Source organism: Paludisphaera sp. (genome assembly GCF_037189885.1).
Taxonomy (GTDB): domain Bacteria; phylum Planctomycetota; class Planctomycetia; order Isosphaerales; family Isosphaeraceae; genus Paludisphaera.
In genome coordinates, this window is the sequence record NZ_JBBCIR010000071.1 from 24,650 (window position 1) to 44,973 (window position 20,324).

The following is a 20,324-nucleotide window of genomic DNA, read 5'->3' on the forward strand; positions in this document are numbered from 1 at the left end:
CGCCGCCCGCCCCGGCTCAGGCGAGATCGCGGGCGGGGAGACCGGCGGTCGCGGCGAGGAACCGCGCGTCCCAGGCGAGCCAGTCGGCCTCGGGGAGGACCCCGAAGACCTGCAAGCCGGGGGGCTCGACCGACGCCGTGAGGAACGGCGGCAGATCCTCGTCGTCGCCGAACCACATCGGCAGTCCGTCCGGGGACCACCTCAGCCCCCCGGGGAGCCCTTCGTAGGATCGCGCCAGCGCGTCCCAGTCGGCGGCGCCGAATCGTCCCCAGTCGAAGCCGTAGATCCGCTCGACCTCGACCATGCAGGTGAGGCCGCCGACGGGCGTGGCCTCCAGGTTGTCATAATAGGGGACGGCCATGATTCGTGCTCGGGTCAGCGGGTGCCGTCGGACTCCAGGCGGGTTTCCACCGCCCGGATGGCCTCGCCGAGGGCCTCGCTGTAGGGCTGGAGCCGCAGGCCCCGGCGGAGCGTCTTGAGGGCCTCGCGCGGCCGGTCCAGGTTGAGCTGGCACTGGGCCAGGCCCCCCAGGGCGCCGATGTGGCAGGGGTTCAGGGCGAGGGTCCGGATGCAGTCCTCGGCGCTCTCGGCGAACCGGCCCTGCTGGTAGTAGGCGATGGCGCGCTGGTTGTAGGCCTCGGCGAACCGCGGGGCGCGGGCGATCAGCCGCGACGCCCGCTCGATGGCCTCGTCCGGCCGCTCGGCCGCGACCAGGGCCCGTACCTCCTCCAGCGTCTGGTTGTTCTCGGGCGTGTCGGCGCGGAACCAGACGACCCACACGGCGCGCTCGGCCATGGTGCGGACGACGGAGTCCCCGTCGCGCAGCGCCCGGCCGAGCTGGGCGTTGCAGCCGTCGAACGTCCCAAGCACCCCGAGCGCCAGGACCGCCCCCCGCCGGGCCGACGACCGCGGCGACGAGGCCAGCACCCGGCAGAGCGTCTCCTCCGTGTACCGCGCGGCCACCCGTTCGCCGAACCGGGCGAGGTCGCGGTCGCGCAGGAACGCCTCGTAGTACTCGATCAGCAACGGCCCGGAATGAGGTCCCCACATGCCGGCGGCTCCCACCCTTAGACCCTGGCGCGACGGATCGCCATCCCTTCCCCACGACCCCCACGCCCCGGACGCCGCGACGGCCCAGGCCGCCAGCGCGATCGCGAGACGACGGGACGCCCGGCCCGGCCCCGGCGACCGTCCGCGACGGTAAACCTTCGGGGGCGGGGCGTCGGCCATAACGCGGCTCCTCGTCGGTTCGATCGGCGGCCCGGGTCCCGGACGCTTGGTCGCCCGTGGGGGCGGGTCGCGCCGGGAGGGCGGGGGGGCTTGCCGGACGACTCCCGAGGCGTCTCTCCGTCTGCAACGCGGGGCGAGTCAGCGGGCCGCGGCCCATCCCGTTCGGCCGCGGGGGTTCTGGCGTGTCATCGTCGCCGAGTCTACAGCGCGCGTCGGGCCGCTCCAAGCGTCCGAAACCCCGGGGATCGAATTTCTCCACCCAACCACCGGACCCCGCAACCCCACGCGCGTCGGCCGGCCGGCGAAATATCTTGAAAATTCCGCGCCCATCGCGGCGACGCGAGGGGGCGTGGACTGAGCGGTCGCCCATGGGGGGCAACAAGATAGGTCGACTGCATGGAGCCTTCCTCGGGACGACTAAGAAGACTTTTCAGCCTTGGGAATTTGGGTTAAAGTCGCCACATCCGGGAGGAGAGGACGCCTCGCGATGATCAAAAGCGACATTCAGGGAGAGGATGTTGATTTCCGCGATTTTCCGATTTCTCGGGATCGCGCGGCACAACGAGTTGGGAAGAGCCGTAGAAGCTGACGGAATGTGGCTGGACGGTTGCTTGCATGTGGAAGGCTGTCTGTCCACCCGACCTGGAGCCATCCGGCAGGACGTAAGCGCGGACATGGCCTCCCCGCCCAGGATGGCGGAGGGGCTTCGAATCGCCTGAAGCGAGGTTTGCCGCGACCGACCCGGTCGTCGCCTTCTCGCCGGGGATTCCGCGCGCCTGGCCGGCCGGGAAGGGCCTATTCGTCTTGGGATCCATCTGAGTTACCGAAGTGAAGCATCGGGCCGCCTGAGCCTCGTATTCACGGATGGATGGGGGGCGCCGCAGCGGCGCCGAGGAGTCGCGAACATGGGTTTCATCGTCCCGCCGTCGAAATGGGAGATCCGGCATGCAGCGCCGATCTTCGCCGCCCAGAAATACCAGGCCGCCAACGACGGCCGGCTCCCGGACACGCGGATGTGGCGGATGCTGCAATTCCGCCACAGCCTCAACGCCAACCGCTTCAACTTCTACCATCCCAACATCGGCAAGATGATCGAGACCCAGTACAACCGGCCTCCGGTCCCGATCGTCCCGCCGCCGTTCATCCCCCCGGATGTCCCCGTGCCGCCGATCGACCCGCCCCCGGCGCCGATCGTCCCCCCGCTACCGATCGTCCCGCCGGTGCCGCCCGACGGCGGCGGGACGGGCACGAATCCCAACCCCGTCGTCCCGCAACTCCCGGCCGTCCCGGAGCCTTCCGCGTTCCTGATGCTCGCGGGGGCGATCCTGGTGGCGGGGGTGGGCGTCGTCCGGCTCCGTCGCCGATCCAGCGAACGGGCGACGGCCTTGCGGCCCGCCGCCGGCCAGGTGTAACCTCGTCGCGAGACGGACTCCACGTCCCGACCCGGCGGGGCCGCCCATGACCACCCACAATAAGACGACCCTCGCGGCGGCCGGCCCCTGGTCGCCCGCCGCGCGAGGCGTCCTGACGGCCCTGGCGATGGGCTCGGGGCTGGCGGTCGCCGCCCTGGCCCCCTCGCGACGGGCCGAGCCCGCGCGCCCGCCGGCCCTGGTGCTGGATATCAACGCCGCGCCGATCGAGGTCTTCTCGGCACTCCCCGGCGTCGGCCCGGCGCTCGCCGCCGAGATCGACGCCCGCCGATCCGAGGCCCCGTTCCTCGACCTCCCCGACGTCGCCCGTCGCGCCCGGGGAGTCGGCCCCGCGACGCTCGCGCGGCTGGCCCCCCACCTGCGCGTCGGGCCGGGAGCGTCCCCCGAGGGCCGCTGATCCGGCCTTCGCGCGAGGGTCAGCGGCCGCCGAGCCGGCCCCATCCCCAGCGGAACAGGTTGCGGACGTCCAGGTAGCGGCCGTCCGACGTGGCCGCCCCCAGGACGACGACGATCAGGCGGTCGTCGCCCCGGCTCCCGCTGGCCACCAGGCAGTTGCCGGCCGCGTTCGTCGTGCCGGTCTTCACGCCGTCGTATCCCTCGATGCCGAGCAGGCGATTCGTGTTGTTCCAGACGACGTTCCGCTCGTTGCCGTCGGCGTCGACGAGCTTGCACCCGCGCCTCGGCGTTGCGGCGACCTTCGCGAGCAGGGGATCCTGGAGCACGGCGATCGCCAGCCGGGCGAGGTCGCCGGCGCCGGCGTGGTGGCCATCGGCGGGGAGGCCGTGGGGATTGGCGAAGCGGGTCTGGGACATGCCCAACTCCTCGGCCGCCGCGTTCATGGCGGCGACGAAGCGGTCATAAGCTTCCCCCTCGCCGGGCAGCCGGCCGCCGAAGTGCTCGGCGAAGGCGACGGTGGCGTCGTTGCCCGAGGGGAGCATCATCCCGTACAGCAACTCCTCGACGGGTACCTTCTCCCCCGCGCGGACGCCGGCGGTCGACCCGGGCGTTCGGTCGGCCCGCTCGGAGAAGGTGACGACCTCGCGGAGCGCCTCGGGCTCGGCCTGGACGATCCGGCCGACGATCAGCGCCGTCATCATCTTGGTGGTGCTGGCCATGGGGAGCGGTTCGTCATGCCGGTGGCCCTCGAGCAGCGAGCCGGTGCGGCCGTCGACGATCGCCCACGCCTTCGCGGAGACGAACGGCGGGCCGTCGATGGGATCGGCGGGCTGCTTGGCCGGGGTCTCGGCGTTGACGACCTCCGGAGCGGGGATCTTGGGCTCGTCGAGCTTCTCGTCCCCCAGCGCCTTGAGGGTCTCGGCGTCGACGACGCCCGTGACCGGCAGGTCCTTCTCGCGCTGGAACCGCGACACGGCGGCGCGGGTGGCCTCGCCGTAGTCGCCGTCGACCCCCAGGCTCGGCGAAGGCTCCAGCTTCAGGTTGAGCCGACGCTGAAGATCCTCGACCGCCGGCCCGCCGTCGCCCGGCTTCAATCCCGTCGCGGCGTCGGGGCGAGCCCGACCGGCGGCGGGTGCCTGCGCCGAAGCCTGGTACATGGGGACGGCGGCGAGCGCCAGGGTCAGCAGCAATCCGCGGGCGGCGATCCGGGCCGGTTCGATCATGGTGGGGCTCCGATCGGATGGGACGTCAATTGTCCCATCGATGGTGGCGACCCGTCGGCCCGCCCGCAAGCCCGCCGACCGACGCGGGGTCGCCCGCTTCACGACGGATCGACTCTTATGACCGCGTCAACGCGGGGTCGCCCGCCGTTGGCTTCGTTCGTTATCGCGCCACTCGACGGAATTCACTGTAAGTCAATTTGGCGTAGTGGATTGAGGCGAAATCGATTTGGCTTCGTTCGTCAATTTCGAATGCGTTTTCGATCCCCATCGGCGATCGTCGCCATGCGTCCCGCCCGCGCGTCCGGGAGCCTGGTCAACTCGGCCCGGCCGACCGCGCGCCGGGGTCGGATCGCGGTGGCGCCGAGACCGCGCGTGCGTCGCGACGGCCTTGCCTCGCCCTTCTACCGATTCCAGGTTTTCAAAGAGCGGCTTTACGATCACCCCTAACGCTCCGCGGCGAGGGGGCGGAGATTTCATGATTCGCGAAATTACTTCTCGCCGGGTTGGGCCGTTGGGCGCGGGGAGTCATGGCCACGATCCGGGAGGAAGACTTGCGGCGCGACGCCGAAGTACTCGCCGAGGCTGACGGCCTGCGCGGCGGAGATGGGCCGGACGCCGCGCAGGGCGCTTGCCAGGGACGCTCGGCCGATCCCGGCTTCCGACGCCAGCCGCGACGCGGTCAACCCCCGCTGCTCCATCAGTATCACCAGCGCGTCGGTTGGCGAGCCGTCCGGGATCGGGCCGCGGCTTTCATAAGCTTCCACGAGGGTCGTGAGGACGTCGAGATAATCGACCACCCCCGGATCCTCCTCGCTCAGCGACAGGACGTAAGCGAGCATCCTCGATGCGTCGCGGGCGTGGTCGTCATCGCGGATCGGCGTCAGCGGGAAGATCCGAACGAGCCACATGTAGGACTTGGTGGGCGACGCTCGCGTGGTCGGGGCTTTCATTTAGCAACTGCTCTCGGATGCAAGTGGTCGAGCCGGCCAGAGGGGTGGCCGAACGGGCGTTGCGTCACGCTGCGGCGCTGCGGAAGATGGGCGGCGGGACGGCGAGCGGATAGGGCGGTCGGTTCATGAAACTTGTCCTGATCGTGTCCACGAGCTGCCGCCGTGAGGGCCACAACAACCCAGATACCTGACCGGATGCTTCCCTGGTCTACCGAAGGCCCGACGATTGTCTTCAGTTCGATCCGCTCCGGGAAGGGGCAGGGGCACTTACCCCGGGGAGTCGCGGGTCATTCACGGCGGGAACGTACCATCGTGTCGGAGCGTTTATTCGCCTTGGCCTGGGCTTTTAGCTCCGCGCTATCCATGGCATCGTTCGCCCTCTCTGCGGAGTGGGACGAATGGCCATGGATCAGCCGTGTCGGCGCGTTGCTGCTGATTCCAATCTGCTGGTGCTTCACCATCGTCGGCTGCTGGGGCGACGAGACGTTCCGTCGGTTCTGCCTCGTGGGCGGCGCAATCTTCCTCGGCGTTGGATTGGCTTTCCTGCTGGCCGAGGGAGCGACCTGGGAGGTTTTCAGCCAGGGGGCTCTCGCGCTCGGCACCGGACCGGGCTTATTGATCGCGGCGGCCGTGGGCCGCGCTTGTCGCGTCGATAGCCCCAATCCAGTCCCGTAGGCTGGGCCGCGACACAGCATGGGATACTCCTCGTCCGAGCTGGGTCTCGACCCGGCCTACGGGATCATGGCGCCGCCGGCTTCTGGTCGCCCCCCCGTCCGGCCGTTGGGTGCCTTCTCCGACGCGGGGAGAAGGGGCATCGTCGTCGGGTTCCGACGGGGGCGGCATCGAACGGCCCATGGCCCTTCCCGGAGACTTTTCCCGCGACCGTCAGTATACTAGGGTGCCTGGACCGACGTTCATGGGAAGCTCGGAAGCCGCGACGAGGCAGCCACGCGATGAGCCAGTATCAGCTTGTCAGCCCCTACAAGCCGGCCGGGGACCAGCCCCAGGCCATCGAGAAGCTGGTCGCGGGGCTGCGCGAGGGGAAGGGGGCCCAGACGTTGCTGGGCGTCACCGGCTCGGGCAAGACGTTCACGATGGCCAACGTCATCGCCCAGTACGGCCGGCCCGCCCTGGTGATGTCGCACAACAAGACGCTGGCGGCGCAGCTCTACGCGGAGTTCAAGGAGTTCTTCCCCCACAACGCCGTCCGCTACTTCGTCAGCTATTACGACTACTACCAGCCCGAAGCCTATATCCCCCAGCGCGACATCTACATCGAGAAGGACGCCTCGATCAACGAGGAGATCGAGCGGCTCCGGCTCGCCTCCACCAGCGCCCTCGTCAGCCGGGACGACGTCGTGGTCGTCGCCAGCGTGTCGTGCATCTACGGGTTGGGCTCGCCGGAAGACTATCGCAAGATGATGGTCCGGCTGAAGCTCGGCGACATCGTCGACCGCGACGAGTTGCTGATGAAGTTCGTCGACATCCAGTACGACCGCAACGACGTCTCCTTCGAGCGCGGCAAGTTCCGCGTCCGGGGGGACGTCATCGAGCTTTGGCCGGCGTACGAGGAGATCGGCTATCGCATCGAGCTGTTCGGCGACGAGGTCGAGCGGATGGCGACCATCGACACCCTCACCGGCCAGGTCGTCCAGACCCATGACGACCTGTACGTCTACCCGGCCAAGCACTTCGTCCTGCCCGAGGAGCGCATCCAGGGGGCCGTCGACGCGATCGGCAAGGAGCTGGAGGAGCGGGTCCAGCAGTTGAAGGAGCAGGGGAAGCTGCTGGAGGCCCAACGCCTCTCCGCGCGGACCCGCTACGACATGGAGATGCTGCTGGAGGTCGGCTACTGCTCCGGCATCGAGAACTACTCGCGGCACCTCTCCGGCCGCAAGCCGGGCGAGACCCCCAACACGCTGCTCGACTTCTTCCCCCCCGACAGCCTGTTCATCCTGGACGAGTCGCACGTCACGCTGCCGCAGATCCGCGGCATGTTCGCCGGCGACCACAGCCGCAAGCTGACGCTGGTCGACCACGGCTTCCGGCTCCCCAGCGCCCTGGACAACCGGCCGCTCCGCATCGACGAATGGGAAGCCAAGCCGGCCAGGCGGATGTTCGTCTCGGCCACGCCGGCCGACTACGAGATCGCGGCGTCCGGCGGCGAGGTCGTCGAGCAGGTCATCCGCCCCACCGGCCTGATCGACCCGGTCGTCCGCGTCGAGCCCGCCAGGGGCCAGGTCCCGGCGCTGCTGGAGGAGGTCAAGAAGCGGGCCGCCAGGAACGAGCGCGTCCTCGTCACCACGCTGACGAAGCGGCTGGCCGAGGACCTCTCGCGGTACATCAAGGAGCAGGGCCTGCGCTGCAAGTGGCTCCACTCCGAGCTGGACGCCATCGAGCGCGTGACCATCCTCCGGGAGCTGCGCGAGGGCGCCTTCGACGCGCTGGTCGGCGTGAACCTGCTGCGCGAGGGGCTGGACCTCCCCGAGGTGTCCATGGTCTGCATCCTGGACGCCGACAAGGAGGGGTTCCTCCGCAGCGAGACCTCGCTGATCCAGACGATCGGCCGGTCGGCCCGGCACGTCAACGCCGAGGTCGTCCTGTACGCCGACAAGATGACCCCCTCGATGCAGCGGGCCATCGACGAGACCGAGCGGCGGCGGAAGCACCAGCTCGCCTACAACGCCGAGCACGGCATCACGCCGGAATCGATCGTCAAGGCGATCCGGCGGGGGATCGAGGAGGAGATCCACGCCCGGACCATCACCCGCGAGGTCGTCCGTCGCGACGAGGCCACCGACGCCAGCGAGGAATACCTCGCGGCGCTGGAGGCCGAGATGCTCGACGCGGCCGAGAAGCTGGAGTTCGAACGCGCCGCGGCGCTCCGCGACAAGATCCAGCAGCTCCGCTCCGCCAGCTCCGGCGGCCCCGCCCGCCCCGCCCCCAGCCCCCAGGCCCAGAGCGCCCGCTCCAAGGCGAAGGCCAAGGCCCGCGCCGGCAAGAAGCGGGGGTGATGACGGGACGCCCGCGTCAGGCCCGCCACCATCCGGCGAACAGGCGGCCCGTCTCGCCGAGCGTGCCGTCGGGCCGGACGAGGAAGAAGCCCCGGCATTCGTCCGCGCGGCGGATCGGCACGTCCGGTCGGGGTCGGCCGGCGCGGGGTTCGTTGCAGTAGAGCTGCCACTGGAAGACGTACGGCACGTCGAGGGCCAGCGCGACGCCGATCCAGCCGTCCCAACGTTCGGCGATCCGCTCGGGCTGCTCGTTCTCCGGGACGCCGATCTCGCCGAGCATCACCGCGCCGGGGCCGAACAGCGGGCCGGGGCGCGCGTGCCTCCGGATCTCCTCGATCGCGACGGCCAGCGTGGCGGGCGAGGCGAGGGCGTCGTAACAGGAGTACGACACGAGGTCCAGCTCGACGCGCGGCAGGACGTTCCGCGTCACGTTCGGCACGCCGCGGAAGCCGTCGAGCACGCGGTTGACCTCGGCGGCGTGGGCCACGCGGCACCGCGCCCCGGGGTGCTCGGCCCGCGCCCGCTCGACGCCCCGCTGCCGCGCCGCGAGCCAGCGGACCATGCGGTCCGACAGCCGCTCGACCTCCTCGGCCGGGGGGCTCCAGGTCTCCGCCGTCGCGCCCCGGAATCGCCAGTCCGATTCCCAGTTCTGGAGGATGAAGGTGACGGGCCGGTCGCGATACTCGGCGAGGAGGTGGCGGGCCAGGTCGTATATCGCCCGCTCCGACTCCTCGACCGCCTCTGGGCCGTCCGGGGCCCGGTCGCGCCAGGCCTCATCATGGGGGAGCAGGGCCTCCAGCGCGATGACGGAGAAGGGGAGGTCGAACACGGCGCGGAAGTCGTCCGTCCGGGCCAGCTCGACGAACGTGTCGCGGCCCCCGCCCCAGTCGGACCCCCATGGGTAGCTCGACGCGATCGTCCGGGGCGTGAACCAGAACTTGGCGGCCCGCGTCCCCAGGGCGATGAGGCGTTCGGCCCCCTCGACGAGGAATGGCCTGCCCTGTCCCGGCGCGTACAGACCGGCGACGTGGCTCGCGCCGATGCGGTCGCGCGGGCGGAGGGCGGCCAAGTCGGCGCCGAGCCGGCCGGGGCGGAAGGCCTCGATCCGCTCCAGCAGCGCGGGGGAGGCCGCCGGCGGCCCGTCCTCGGCCGATCGGAGGACGAACGGGGCGGCGGTCGCGGCGGCGAGGAACTCCCGGCGGGATGGCGGCGTCATGGTCGGTCTTCCGGTCGTGCCCCCCTCCCGCTCGGGGGGGGAGGCGTCTCGGCGGTGAAGGGGGGCGCGTCCGCTCGCCGATCGCCTCAGGTGGAGCAAGCCCCGACGTTCCGATCCTCCCCATGTTCGCGCGCGGCGAGTCGGGATACACTACGTTCGTGTCGGGATCCCAGGTCGTCGCGGGGGAATTGGGGCATGGCGCGTCTCGGTCGAGCTGGCGCGGGGTTGGGGGGCATTGTCGCGATCGCGGTCGCGCTGGCGGCGTCCTCGGGCTGCGGCGGGCCGCCGCCGTCGCCGACGTCGAAGGCCGCGTGGGGGAACGTCGTCCGCGCCGGGACGAAGCCCTTCGAGGTCGTGCCGGTCCCCAGGTCCGACGAGGTGGCGGCCGAGGCGGTCAGGTCCGGCGCGATGGTCCAGGCCGGGCTGGACACGGTCAAGATCCAGGTCGCCGAGCCGAGGCCCGGAGAGCAGGCCGAGGCCGTCCGCGCGGCGACCCGGCGCCAGCCGCCGGCGCTCATCGTCGAGGCCCCCGCCGACCCCGACGCCGACCTGGAGGAAGCCGTCGCCGAGGCGCGGGCGAAGGGGCTGCTCGTCCTGGCGCTCGGCCGGTCGCTGGCCGGGGACTCCGAGGGCCCCGGCCGCGAGGTCGTCATCGCCCCTTCGCCGTTCAAGGCGTCGGCGGGCCGGATCGTCGCGCTGGCGATTCGGAACGCGACCAACGGCAAGCTCGACCCCAAGTCCGGCGCTCTGGTCGTCGTCCGGCCCGACGCCGACCCGTTCGTGGCCGACCGCGTCGCGGCGCTGAAGGAAGCCCTCGGGGCCGCGGGGGTCGCGAAGGTCGATGAGCTTCGCGTCGACGCCGACGCGACGGCCGCCGGCGACGCGGTCGCGGAGGCCGTCGCGGAGGCCGTCAAGTCGCGTCCCGGGGTGACGCTCGTCCTGGCCACCGACGGCGCGTCGCTCGTCGCCGCCGCCGACGCCGCCACGGAGAGCGTGGGGACCGATCGCCCGTTCGTCCCGGCCGGATACACCTGGGACGAGCCGACGGCCAAATCCCAGGCCTCGGTGGGGACGTACGCCGCGGCCGGGATCTACGCCCAGGACCGGCTGTTCCGGAAGGCCGTGTACATCGCCGCCCGCGCCCTCCGCGGCGAGGATCCGGCCGGGCGGGTGGAGATCGACACGCCCGTCCTGGAATCCCCCCCCGACGCCGCCCTCCCCAGGCCCCGGATCGTCCCCCCCACGGACGCGGACGGCCCCGCCCCCCAATGACGTCGGGCCGCCCGAATCGAGGACCGAACATGCCCCCCCCCGAGCCCGGCTTCGGCGACGCCGAACGCGCCAACGCCCGCGAGCTGATCCGCATGGCGATCGCCGAGGATCTCGGCGACGCCGGCGACATCACCAGCCGATCCATCATCCCCGAAGGCGCCCGCGGGTCGGCCCGGCTCGTCGCCCGCACGCCGGGGATCCTCTCCGGCCTGCCCGTCGTCGCCATGCTGCTGGAGGAGTTCGGCGTCCCAGGCTGGCGCCCGCGCAAGGCCGACGGCGACGCGCTCCGGGCCGGCGACCTGGTGGCGGAGATCGAGGGGGACTATCGCTCCATCCTCGCCCTCGAACGGACGGCGCTCGACTTCGTCCAGCGCCTCTCGGGGGTCGCCACGCTGACGGCCCGGTTCGTCGCCGAGGTGGAGGGGACCCGCGCGAAGGTGCTGGACACCCGCAAGACCACGCCGGGCTGGCGGATGCTGGAGAAGTACGCCGTGCGGTGCGGCGGCGGGTCGAACCACCGGATCGGCCTGTACGACGCCGTGCTCATCAAGGACAACCACCTGGCCTGGCTCGCCGCGACGGGCGAGGGGGACGCGATCGCCCGCGCCATCGCCGCCGCCCGCGCCGCCGTCCCGCCGGGGACGGTCGTCGAGGTGGAGGTCGACACGCTCGACCAACTGGACGTCGCCCTGGCCCACGGCCCCGACATCATCCTCGTGGACAACCTGGGCCCCGACGCCCTCGCCGAGGCCGTCCGGCGTCGCGACGCGCGGGCGCCGGGCGTCTTGCTGGAGTCGTCCGGCGGGATCACGCTGGACACGATCGCCGCCAGGGCGCGGGCGGGCGTCGACCGCATCAGCGTCGGCGCGCTGACGCATTCGGCCGTGGCGCTGGACGTCGCCTTCGACGCGTCCTTCGAGGCCCCATGACCGCCGATCGCGATCCAACGGCCTTCCCCCCTGGAGGGGGAAGGTGGCCCGAAGGGCCGGATGAGGGGGGGACGAACGGGATGGCCAACGGATTTCGCGGAGCGTTTTCCGCCCATGACGGCTTGCGCGGAGGCGCGAACTCCGAGGCCCCCCGGGCAAGCTCCCCCTCATCGGACTCCTTCGGAGTCTGTCTTCCCCCGCCAGGGGGGAAGACCGTTATCGAGGCCAGGCTCCCGGGATCAAGACGGTCCGTGAACCGCATGGGCCGATGCTTATGAGGACCTGGGCCGATCGTTCGCCGCCGGTCCTGGACGTGGCGCTGCTGGATCGCCTGCGCGCGGCGTCGGGGTTCGCGCGGCTCGACGAACTGCCCGGCGATCGCTCGAAGGTCGCGGCGGCGGTCGACGCGCTGGCGGCGTTCGGCTTCGACCTGGAGCGTCGCGACGGCGAGGTCGCCTATCGCGGGCCGTCGCCCCGGCTCTGCCCGGACCAGATCGAGCACGAGCTGGGGACGACGCGCGTCGGCCGTCGCGTGGCGGTGTGGAGCCGGGTGGAGAGCACCAACGACCTCGCCGCGCGAGGGGCCGCGACGACGGCCAACGACGGGTTGGTGGTGCTGGCGGAGGAGCAGACCGCCGGCCGGGGGCGTCGCGGCCGGTCGTTCGTCGCGCCCGCCGGCTCTTGCCTGCTCATGTCGGTCCTGCTGTTCCCCCCCGAGAACCTGGCGCCCTCGGCCGGCGACGCCGGCGCGGGGACGGCCTGGCTGACGCTGGTGGGGGCGATCGCCGCGGCCGAGGTCGCGTCCGAGCGCACGGGGCGTCACGCGGTCGTGAAGTGGCCCAACGACGTCCGCGTCGACGGCCGCAAGCTCTGCGGCGTGCTGGTCGAGCGGGTCATCCGGCCGGACGGCCCGGCCGCCGCGGTGGTGGGGATCGGGCTGAACGTGAACGTCCCGGCCGAGGCGTTCCCCCCGGATCTGCGCGACTCGGCCACGTCGCTCGGCATCCTCGCCGGCCGTCCCCTCGACCGCTCCGACCTGGCCCGCGACCTGATCCGACGCCTGGATCGCTGGTACGAAGCCGGCCTGCGCGAAGGCCCCTCCGCGCTGGCCCCCGCCTGGCGGTCGCGCTGCGAGCACCTCGGCCGGCCCGTCCGCGTCGCCACGCCGACGGCCATCCTCGCCGGCCGCCTCGTCGACGTCGACCTCGAGCACGGTCTCGCCCTGGAGACCGCCCCGGGCTCGGCCCTCGTCCGCGTGCCGCTGGACGCCGTCGCGGCGCTGGGGCCCGGGGAGTAGTCGCCGACGCCCGAGATGTCCGGCCGCCGATCCAGGTTACGCAAGGCGAAATTCGGCTCGGTCGGGGCCCATGCCTCATCCTGGTCATCGAGCTTTCGGCGATGGGGGATCTCGCGAGCTAGCTCCGACCGGCCTCGTCGCCCGGGCCGCTCAAGGATTTCCGGAGCCATGGCATGCCGCCAGCAGCTTGCTGGTGTTCGGACCGAAACATTCGGGGTTATAGCCATGGCCCGAGTCACAGAGGATGTGCCCATCCCTGACCCATGCCGTCTCGCCCGCCCCGCTCATCCGGCCGATGAACTCCGCCCGGTCGTGGAGCGCCGGGCATCCATCCGCGTCCACGACGACGAACTCCAGCCGACCCTCCGGGTCCAGGGCGGCCAGCACCTCGGTCAGGTGGCGGAACGCCCGGCGCGAGGGGCCGCTCCAGAACGCCATGACGAACACCACCCCACGGGCGACCCGATCGACGACCGATCCATCCGCCTCGGCGAGGAAGCGGATGCGGGAGCGTGGGAGGGCCGAGTCCCTGGCGAGGGCGTCCATCCGATCGAGATCGTCTTCCACGGGGCACCTCCGGCCGGCATGGAGGCTCGCGATGTCGTGTCGCCTACCTGTCGCCCTGGAGGGGGTCGTGGGATTCGTCCCCCCGCGCTTCGTGGCGAGCGATCCCGCCGGTCAAGCGGCCTTTCGCCGGAGACGGCAGGCCGCCCCGGCCCCCACGACGCCCAATCCGAGCAAGACCACGCCGGTCGGCTCGGGAATGGCGGCCGTGGTGAACGTCACGGAGTCGATCGAGAAGTTGGTCCCCACCGGCCGCTGGGTCGTCGTGACGGTGAAGCGGGCGATGGCGGTGGAGGAAGCGCCTTGTAGGCGGCCCAGCTGGAGGTCGAAGAGCCGCACGGTATCGATGAAGAGCGTCGAGCCGTCCGCCGCGAAGGCGGTCAGCGTGAAGGCCGCCATGCTGTTGCCGTTGGGGAGGGCGTTGTAGACGTCGAGGCCGATCCCGAACACCGGCACGTCCAGCGATCCGCCGATGACGCCCGGCAGCCTGCTCTCGTCGGCGAGCCTTAGGTTGTCGGACGTGGCGTACAGGTTCGGCGAGGACGTCACGGCCCCGCTGAAGCTCGACCCCCGCAGGACGACGCCGCCCGAGAACGTGACCCCGGGGCGCGCGAATGTCGGCCCGTGCGCCCCGCCCGGCGTCACCGATTCATAGAGATCGGGGGCCGTCACATCGTCGAAATCGACCACGAAATCCGCCCTGACCCCGGCCTGGCACGCCAGGACGAGGAAGCCCACCATGGCCGATCGCTGGATCAGTCGCGTCATCGAGCGCTCCGGGAAATGAGGTCGCCGTCTCTTGCGCCCATGATCATCCGCGATCCCATGGATCGGGTCAATGTTCATGCCGTAGTCCATGAAAGCGCTTGCGTAGTTATGAATAGCGTGTTTGTTCGGTGTGGAAGAATGCACGTGCGTTGTCCCATGCGCGGGCCACCGAGGAATTCTCTCGCGTCCCGATTTCAGGTTAGTCGCCGCGGAACGCCGAGGTTCTCTCCGGCGGCGGACTTGCGAGGGTGGCCCTGGATGCTTGACCGTCAGTCGTCCAGCACGAAAACCAGGAAGTACCCGAGGCCGAAGTAGGCCAGGACGCCGAAGCCCATTCCGACCAAGATCGCCCCGAGCAGGCCGGCGCGGGCACGTCGCCCGCTCGCGTGTGGGTCGGACGATCCAGCCCCCGACTTCCTCGACTGATGCTTCGCCCGAGCCGGGCTGACTCCCAGGACCCGGCGACGGAGATCAGGGCAATCAAGCCCACGGCACCCGGGAGATACTCTCGGGCGAGCCGGCGCTTCTCGGCGTATGCGTGGCCATCCTCGCCCTTGTCGCGCTGCCCAGCGCGTCCCGGGGCGTTGGCCTGGCGAAGGGCGGCCTGGGTCTCGAAATACTCGTAGCCCAGGCAGAACAGGCTGCCCGTGACAGCGACGGTAACGAGGAAGGAGGCGATGGCGACGACGAGCAGCATAGCCACCCTGGACAACCGGCCGAGCATGGACATGGGGGGATCTCCATGGGGGGCTCCACAAGCGTGGGTTCGTTCGTCGCGAGCGTGTTTATTGGTTGCGCTCTCAACTTAAATGCCACGAAGGACTTGGGGTGATTTAAGCTTGGCTTCGTTCGTCGTTTTCGAAGTGATTTCGTGGGCGAAGTCGTCACGACGATTCGGGGCGAGTCGTCCGCGGCGCGGGCGCGTCCCCCCGTCGCACCGCGTCGCGCGCCGAGACGTGCGACGCGCGGACGCGATGGCGGCGCGATTGATCGGAGCTTCCCCCGCGTGCCTTAACCGATTCCTGGATGTCAAAGAACTTGCTTATCGATCATCCGTATGGTCCGCGGCGTGCGGGTCGAGATTTCAGGTTTTCGAGATTATTCTCCCGATAGGCGCGCCCATGGGACGTGTCGGTCGCGGGACGCATCCTAAGAAATGGCTCGTCCGGCCGTAATGGAGGTAGACCTTCGGAACGAGGAGGATGCCATGACGACCCGTCATATCGATCCGGATTTCGAACAGCGTCGATCGAAGGCCCCCGGGCGCGGGCTGCTGGGGGCGGGGCTGGTGCTCGTCGGGCTGTCGGCGGGGATGGGCTGGGGCGAGCGCCCGGAGGGGCCGCCGGGGTTGCGCTGGGAGCCGTATCGATGGGACTTCCGGCCGGCGCGGCCCATGCCGGCGCCGGGCTTCCGCCGGATGATCGTCCCCGCGCCGAGGGGGATCGACGAGGGGATGATCCACCAGGCCCGGCCGGACATCGACCCGGGGATGATCGTGCCGGCCTTCCCGACGGTCGATGCGGTCCCCATGCCTGTGCCAATGCCCGCGCCGATCCCCCCGGCGCCGGGGCTCAGGGGACCGGGCGGAACCACTCCTCGCCGATGACGCGGCCGAGGAGGAAGAACTTGCGATCGGGGTACCAGAGGACCGCGCGGCCGTTTCGGACGGTCGAGCTGGCGTACATGGCGAGGTCGAGCCGCCCCGGCGTGCCGGGCTTGCCCAGGGCGACGCCGTCGTGGTCCATGAAGAGGCGGGGCTCGTCGAACCAGACGGGCTGGTCGGCGTCGGGCTGGAAGCGGCCGGCGGCCAGGTGGATCGGCCGGCGGTGCATGCCGGTGTCCTTCGGGCCGAAGCCCTTGTAGTGGCCGTCGTGGTTGTGCAGGAACAGGGCGTACCGGCCGCTGCCGGCCGCCTCGCCGCCGACGTCGTAGATGGGGCAGGGGGAGAGCGGGTGGAGCAGCGGGGCGCCGCCGTCCTTGCGGAGGAGGACGCGGGGCTCCGTCCAGGTCTCGCCGCCGTCGCGGCTTTGCGACCAGTACGGGCTGCCGGCGGCCGTCCGCGTCACCACGAACAGGCGGCCGTCGGGCAGCTTCACGATCGACGGCTCCTGGCAGGCGCTCCGTTCCGGGTGGCCGGGGAAGGGGACCGTCAGCGCGTCGTCGTCGCGGGCGAACCAGGAGATTTCGAGGTCGCGGGGCTCGGGCGAGTCGTCGACGTTCTCGAACCGCATGAATTCGACGCGGGAGTCGGCCGCGCGCCAGTCCTTCAGCGGGTTGGGGATCACGGCGTAGCTGGTCCAGCGCGTGAAGCCGGCCAGGTACTTGCCCCCCTCGCCCAGCCGCAGGGGTTTCTGCCAGCAGAGCATGTTCGGCGGCATGGACGGGTCGGGGTTGTCGTGCTTGCTCCGCGCGACGGGGACTTCTTGCGGGGCCGACCACGTCTCGCCGGCGTCGTCGCTGTAGACGGCCTTGAGCAACCCGGTGTGGTGGAAGAACGTGTCGAATTTGCCGATGTGCTGACTGTAGAGGACGTAGATGCGTCCCTTTTTCGAGACCAGGGGGTAGCCCCAGCTCGCCATGGGGCCGTCGCCGGGCTTCTCCGGGCCGGCGACGACGCGCGGCTCGGTCCAGGTCTCCCCCTCGTCGTCGCTGCGGGCGAACGCGATGTGCTGGTCGGGCGGGAGGGCGGCCGAGTAGTTCTCGACCGAGGACTGCGTCCAGACCGCCATGAGGGAGCCGTCGGGGCCGTCGAAGACGAGGAAATGCTCGTTGCCGGTGTCGGCCGTCTCCCCCTCGCGGACCTTCGGCACGAAGACGACGAAGTCCGGGTCGGTGGCCTTCAACTCGGTCGCGATCCGGCCGCGGAGGTCGTCCGCGTCCTTGATCACGGCCGGCGGCGTCGCCTGGCCGATCGCGGCGGGGGTCGACGGGGCGGCGAGCGCCAGCGCGGCGAGGAGGGGTCGGATTCGCATGAGGCTTCCTCTCTACCGCTTCTCGTCGATGAGCCAGCGGGCCTTGTAGAGCCGTTCCCCCTCGACGGGGATCGTCCTGGGCGGGTCGAGCGATCGGAGCGAGCGGGACCACCACTCCGGGGAGTCCGCTTGCACGAAATAGGTCTCGCCGGTCGTGGGATGGATGGCCAGGGCCTTGACGTGCTTCCGCCCCCCGAGCGCGGGGTGAGGGCGGAACTCGCCCGTCTCGCGGTCGAACAGCGAGACCGTGGCGTGCGTCGTCACCGCGAGGTCGTTCGACCCCGGGACGGCCTGGAGGTCGTGGCCGCCGTCGTCGGGCAGGGGGTGAGTGCGTTCGAGCTTCAGGGAGGGTCTGTCCGAGTCCCAATCCGCCAGGCTATACCGCCTCAACTCGTCGTACCCGATCGCCCAGAGGGCCCGGCGCGGCTCGTCCCAGACGACGCCGTGGGCGGAATGCAGGGGCGCGTGCCAGATGGGGGCGTCGGGTCGCGCGAGGTCGAACAGCACCAGGCGATTGCCGTTCGCGCCCGTCGAGCCGGCGACGACCACGCGGTCGCCCGGCAGCAGCTCGATCGAGTGGGCGTTCTCCACGACGGCGGACCACTTCACCGCGCCCGACGGGTAGTCCACCAGCGCGCAGCCGCCCCCCGACGAGGTGATCAGGACTTGCCGACCGTCGCGGACCGGCTTGCAATCGTCGGTGGTGCCGAACCGCCGCGCGACGGCCTCCGGCAGCCCTTCGCGGCCCTCGGCCTTCCAGCTCCAGAGCTTCTCCACCTTCCCGGCCGCCAGCGCGCGCGGCGAGACCGCGAAGACCTCCTCGAAGCCGCAGAGCAGCAGGGCGTCGTCGCTCGCGGCCGGGGCGGACGACGCGAGGAGCGCGAGCAACATCGGGATCAAGGTTAGGCGATTCACTCGCGGGGGTTCCTTGATGTTTGGCGGGGCGCGTGGGCTCGAGGGAACCCGTAATCTGGCGCGGCCCGGCGGCGGAGTCAAGGATCAAGCGGTGAACGGCCGACTCGGCGGGCTCGCCGTCGCGCTGGACGCCCGGCCGGCACCCGAGGATAATCGAGGTCGGAAGGGCGGCGAGGGCGACCCGGGACGCGATCCCATTCGAGGCGCGGGTCGTCCTGGCGGTCGCGGTGGATCATTGCCCATGCCCACCTACAATCAGGCGGCCGTCGCGATCGCGACGCTGGCGGCCAGCGTGCCGATCCTGATGTGGCTCAGGACGCTGTATATCGCCAGTTCCAGCCGATCGAGATTCAGGGCGTCCAGGGGGCGCGTGCTGGAACACTACCAGCCGCGCAATGAAGACGGCGAGCCGATCCAGATCCGACTCAAGTATGAATACACCGTGGATGATCGGGTGTTCCAGGGCGGACGCCATTTCTTCGGATCATTGAATTCGACGGACGCCGCGCTCCTGGAAAAGTACCCCGCTGGATCCGAGGTCATCGTCTATTACGATCCCGGAAAGCCACGCCGATCGACGCTCGAGACCGGAGTGACATCGGGACTCGCCTTTTGGGGACGCGTCGCCCTGGTCGCCGCCGTCATGATATGGATCGCGACATGGCTGCTGGCTTGGGGGGTATGGGCGAGCATCCAGGGCGGGTGATCCGTCCGGCCGACGCGCAGGATGTCGGGAAGGTTCATCCGATGCCGCTCCCGGTCCACCGCGATCGTCCGACGGTTGTCTATTCTCCGCAACACGAGGCGCGCGAGGCCCCGACCCCGGCGGCGGGCCGGGGGGAGATGATGAGAGAGGGCGTCGCGGCGGGGGGCGTAAGCCGGATTCTGTCGAGGTCGGGGAGACGGATGACCGTCTCGTCCGGCCTCGGATGATCATTTCTCTGGGACGTCGATTACCCGACGCCTCGAGCGACCTACCCGGGAGTCGATGACGGGCCGGGCCGACCCGTGCGGGACGACGGTTCGCGAGGGCCGGTCGCCCGGATCCCGCTGGCCGCCGTTGGGCCCCGCTGCTCCCCTATTTGGTCTTGCTCCCGGTGGGGTTTTCCGAGCCAGGCCGGTCGCCCGGCCTGCTGGTGAGCTCTTACCTCACCGTTTCACCCTTACCGCGACGAGCGGGCCGAGGCCCGATCGCCGAGGCGGTTTGCTTTCTGTGGCACTGTCCCTATCCGACGCGCGAACGTCGGACGGTGGGCGTTACCCACCACCGCGCCCTCTGGAGTCCGGACTTTCCTCCGCGGCACGTCCCCCGGGACGGTTCGCGATCGCCGAGTCTCCCCGACGATCCCGAGCCGCCCCGGGGCGCCGCGGCGATCATCGTCCCCGCCGCGAGCCCTCTCCATCAATGATAGGGGGTTTCCCCCCCATGCTGAAGACGAATACCGCGACGAAATGGTTCGGCGTCGGGGCCGCCGGCGGGGCGATCGGGAGGTCGATGAGGATTAGGATGGGCGGGCGGATTGTGGCGGTTGAGGCGGCGGCGAAAAGGCGGATAGGCCGCCGGGTCGGCATCGAAGACGCCTATGATTCGGGCGAGGATTCATCCTAAACCCGGAGGCCAGGCCCATGTACCTCACCGAGTATCTCCGCGGTCGTCGGATCTGGTTCAAGCACCTGCTGCACGCGCCGGCCTCCTCGGCGGAACGGCTGGCGGCGAGTCTCCGCGTGCCGGGGCGACGGGTGGCGAAGGCCGTCCTGGTCCGGGCGGGCGAGCGGGAGTGGCTGGCGGTCCTGCCGGCGACCTCGCGGATCGACACGACGCGGCTGGCGGCGGCGCTGGGGGTCGCGCCGACGGAACTCCGGCTGGCGACGCCGGAGGAGGTCGCGCGGCGGTTCCCGACGTGCGAGCCCGGGGCGCGGCCGGCGATCGGCGGTCTGTTCGGGGTGGCGACGGTGGTCGACCCGTCGCTGGACGGCCCCGAGATCGTCTTCCCCGGCCACACCCGGCTGGAGAGCTTCCTCATGCGGTCGTCCGACTACCTGGCGCTGGAGAGGCCGATCCTCGCCGATTTCGCGGCCCCGATCGCGGTCCCCGCGACGCGGGCGGCCTCGGGCCTGCGCGCCGGCTGACGGACGGGCGGGCGGTCG

At 70.9% G+C, this 20,324-nt stretch carries 20 protein-coding genes and 1 other RNA gene; 11 read left to right on the plus strand and 10 right to left on the minus strand.

Translation table 11 applies throughout. From position 1 onward, the window contains the following. Positions 1-16 precede the first annotated feature (16 nt). Positions 17-361 (minus strand): hypothetical protein, encoded by a 345-nt coding sequence (locus WG209_RS19120; protein ID WP_337176683.1) that lies wholly within the window; start codon positions 359-361, stop codon positions 17-19. Between the two features lie 14 nt (positions 362-375). Beyond that, a complete protein-coding gene (locus tag WG209_RS19125; RefSeq protein WP_337176684.1) occupies positions 376-1,050 on the minus strand; it encodes a tetratricopeptide repeat protein in 675 nt (224 codons plus the stop codon). Between the two features lie 1,085 nt (positions 1,051-2,135). On the opposite strand from WG209_RS19125, the gene WG209_RS19130 reads away from it, so the two are divergent. Both WG209_RS19130 and WG209_RS19135 read left to right on the plus strand, forming a co-directional pair. After that, a complete protein-coding gene (locus tag WG209_RS19130; RefSeq protein WP_337176685.1) occupies positions 2,136-2,642 on the plus strand; it encodes a PEP-CTERM sorting domain-containing protein in 507 nt (168 codons plus the stop codon). A gap of 46 nt (positions 2,643-2,688) precedes the next feature. Next, complete coding sequence (locus WG209_RS19135; protein WP_337176686.1) at positions 2,689-3,057, plus strand: helix-hairpin-helix domain-containing protein; 369 nt, start codon at positions 2,689-2,691, stop codon at positions 3,055-3,057. A 19-nt stretch (positions 3,058-3,076) separates the two neighbouring features. On the opposite strand, the gene WG209_RS19140 is transcribed toward WG209_RS19135, so the two are convergent. Both WG209_RS19140 and WG209_RS19145 read right to left on the minus strand, forming a co-directional pair. Next, positions 3,077-4,279 carry a peptidoglycan-binding protein gene (locus tag WG209_RS19140; RefSeq protein ID WP_337176687.1) on the minus strand — a complete coding sequence of 401 codons (1,203 nt, stop codon included), beginning with the start codon at positions 4,277-4,279 and terminating at the stop codon, positions 3,077-3,079. A 488-nt stretch (positions 4,280-4,767) separates the two neighbouring features. Beyond that, complete coding sequence (locus WG209_RS19145; protein ID WP_337176688.1) at positions 4,768-5,229, minus strand: helix-turn-helix domain-containing protein; 462 nt, start codon at positions 5,227-5,229, stop codon at positions 4,768-4,770. 363 nt (positions 5,230-5,592) lie between these two features. Here WG209_RS19145 and WG209_RS19150 point away from each other — a divergent pair, with 363 nt between their 5' ends. Together WG209_RS19150 and uvrB are read left to right on the plus strand one after the other, a co-directional pair. After that, complete coding sequence (locus WG209_RS19150; RefSeq protein ID WP_337176689.1) at positions 5,593-5,904, plus strand: hypothetical protein; 312 nt, start codon at positions 5,593-5,595, stop codon at positions 5,902-5,904. Between the two features lie 278 nt (positions 5,905-6,182). Continuing rightward, positions 6,183-8,243, plus strand: coding sequence for an excinuclease ABC subunit UvrB (gene uvrB, locus WG209_RS19155; protein WP_337176690.1), 2,061 nt, complete (start codon positions 6,183-6,185; stop codon positions 8,241-8,243). 16 nt (positions 8,244-8,259) lie between these two features. Here uvrB and WG209_RS19160 read toward each other — a convergent pair whose 3' ends face one another. Continuing rightward, positions 8,260-9,459 (minus strand): hypothetical protein, encoded by a 1,200-nt coding sequence (locus WG209_RS19160; protein WP_337176691.1) that lies wholly within the window; start codon positions 9,457-9,459, stop codon positions 8,260-8,262. A gap of 225 nt (positions 9,460-9,684) precedes the next feature. Between WG209_RS19160 and WG209_RS19165 the strand changes: the two genes are divergently transcribed. The 3 genes from WG209_RS19165 (at position 9,685) to WG209_RS19175 (ending at position 12,957) form a co-directional block, all read left to right on the plus strand. Further along, entirely contained in the window at positions 9,685-10,731 is a 1,047-nt protein-coding gene (locus tag WG209_RS19165; protein WP_337176692.1) for a hypothetical protein, read from the plus strand. A gap of 29 nt (positions 10,732-10,760) precedes the next feature. Next, positions 10,761-11,660, plus strand: a complete 900-nt coding sequence (nadC, locus tag WG209_RS19170; RefSeq protein WP_337176693.1) for a carboxylating nicotinate-nucleotide diphosphorylase — start codon at positions 10,761-10,763, stop codon at positions 11,658-11,660. 268 nt (positions 11,661-11,928) lie between these two features. After that, positions 11,929-12,957 (plus strand): biotin--[acetyl-CoA-carboxylase] ligase, encoded by a 1,029-nt coding sequence (locus WG209_RS19175; RefSeq protein WP_337176694.1) that lies wholly within the window; start codon positions 11,929-11,931, stop codon positions 12,955-12,957. A 150-nt stretch (positions 12,958-13,107) separates the two neighbouring features. Here the strand turns inward: WG209_RS19175 and WG209_RS19180 are convergent, their stop codons facing one another. Then, positions 13,108-13,524, minus strand: coding sequence for a hypothetical protein (locus tag WG209_RS19180; protein WP_337176695.1), 417 nt, complete (start codon positions 13,522-13,524; stop codon positions 13,108-13,110). 111 nt (positions 13,525-13,635) lie between these two features. Beyond that, positions 13,636-14,289 carry a PEP-CTERM sorting domain-containing protein gene (locus tag WG209_RS19185; RefSeq protein WP_337176696.1) on the minus strand — a complete coding sequence of 218 codons (654 nt, stop codon included), beginning with the start codon at positions 14,287-14,289 and terminating at the stop codon, positions 13,636-13,638. A 1,207-nt stretch (positions 14,290-15,496) separates the two neighbouring features. Here WG209_RS19185 and WG209_RS19190 point away from each other — a divergent pair. Beyond that, a complete protein-coding gene (locus WG209_RS19190; RefSeq protein ID WP_337176697.1) occupies positions 15,497-15,895 on the plus strand; it encodes a hypothetical protein in 399 nt (132 codons plus the stop codon). Here WG209_RS19190 and WG209_RS19195 read toward each other — a convergent pair. Both WG209_RS19195 and WG209_RS19200 read right to left on the minus strand, forming a co-directional pair. Beyond that, positions 15,861-17,261 (minus strand): sialidase family protein, encoded by a 1,401-nt coding sequence (locus WG209_RS19195; protein WP_337176698.1) that lies wholly within the window; start codon positions 17,259-17,261, stop codon positions 15,861-15,863. The genes WG209_RS19190 and WG209_RS19195 overlap by 35 nt on opposite strands. Before the next feature lie 12 nt (positions 17,262-17,273). After that, positions 17,274-18,176, minus strand: a complete 903-nt coding sequence (locus WG209_RS19200) for a DUF6528 family protein (protein ID WP_337176699.1) — start codon at positions 18,174-18,176, stop codon at positions 17,274-17,276. A gap of 241 nt (positions 18,177-18,417) precedes the next feature. Between WG209_RS19200 and WG209_RS19205 the strand changes: the two genes are divergently transcribed. Further along, positions 18,418-18,882 carry a DUF3592 domain-containing protein gene (locus WG209_RS19205; RefSeq protein WP_337176700.1) on the plus strand — a complete coding sequence of 155 codons (465 nt, stop codon included), beginning with the start codon at positions 18,418-18,420 and terminating at the stop codon, positions 18,880-18,882. Positions 18,883-19,037: 155 nt separating this feature from the next. Here the strand turns inward: WG209_RS19205 and rnpB are convergent. Continuing rightward, positions 19,038-19,517, minus strand: an RNA gene (gene rnpB, locus WG209_RS19210) — RNase P RNA component class A. Between the two features lie 85 nt (positions 19,518-19,602). Here rnpB and WG209_RS19215 point away from each other — a divergent pair. Both WG209_RS19215 and WG209_RS19220 read left to right on the plus strand, forming a co-directional pair. Continuing rightward, the gene (locus WG209_RS19215; protein WP_337176701.1) at positions 19,603-19,785 is read left to right on the plus strand and encodes a hypothetical protein; all 183 of its coding nucleotides are present in this window, start codon (positions 19,603-19,605) and stop codon (positions 19,783-19,785) included. Positions 19,786-19,802: 17 nt separating this feature from the next. After that, positions 19,803-20,306, plus strand: coding sequence for a YbaK/EbsC family protein (locus WG209_RS19220; RefSeq protein ID WP_337176702.1), 504 nt, complete (start codon positions 19,803-19,805; stop codon positions 20,304-20,306). Positions 20,307-20,324 lie beyond the last annotated feature (18 nt).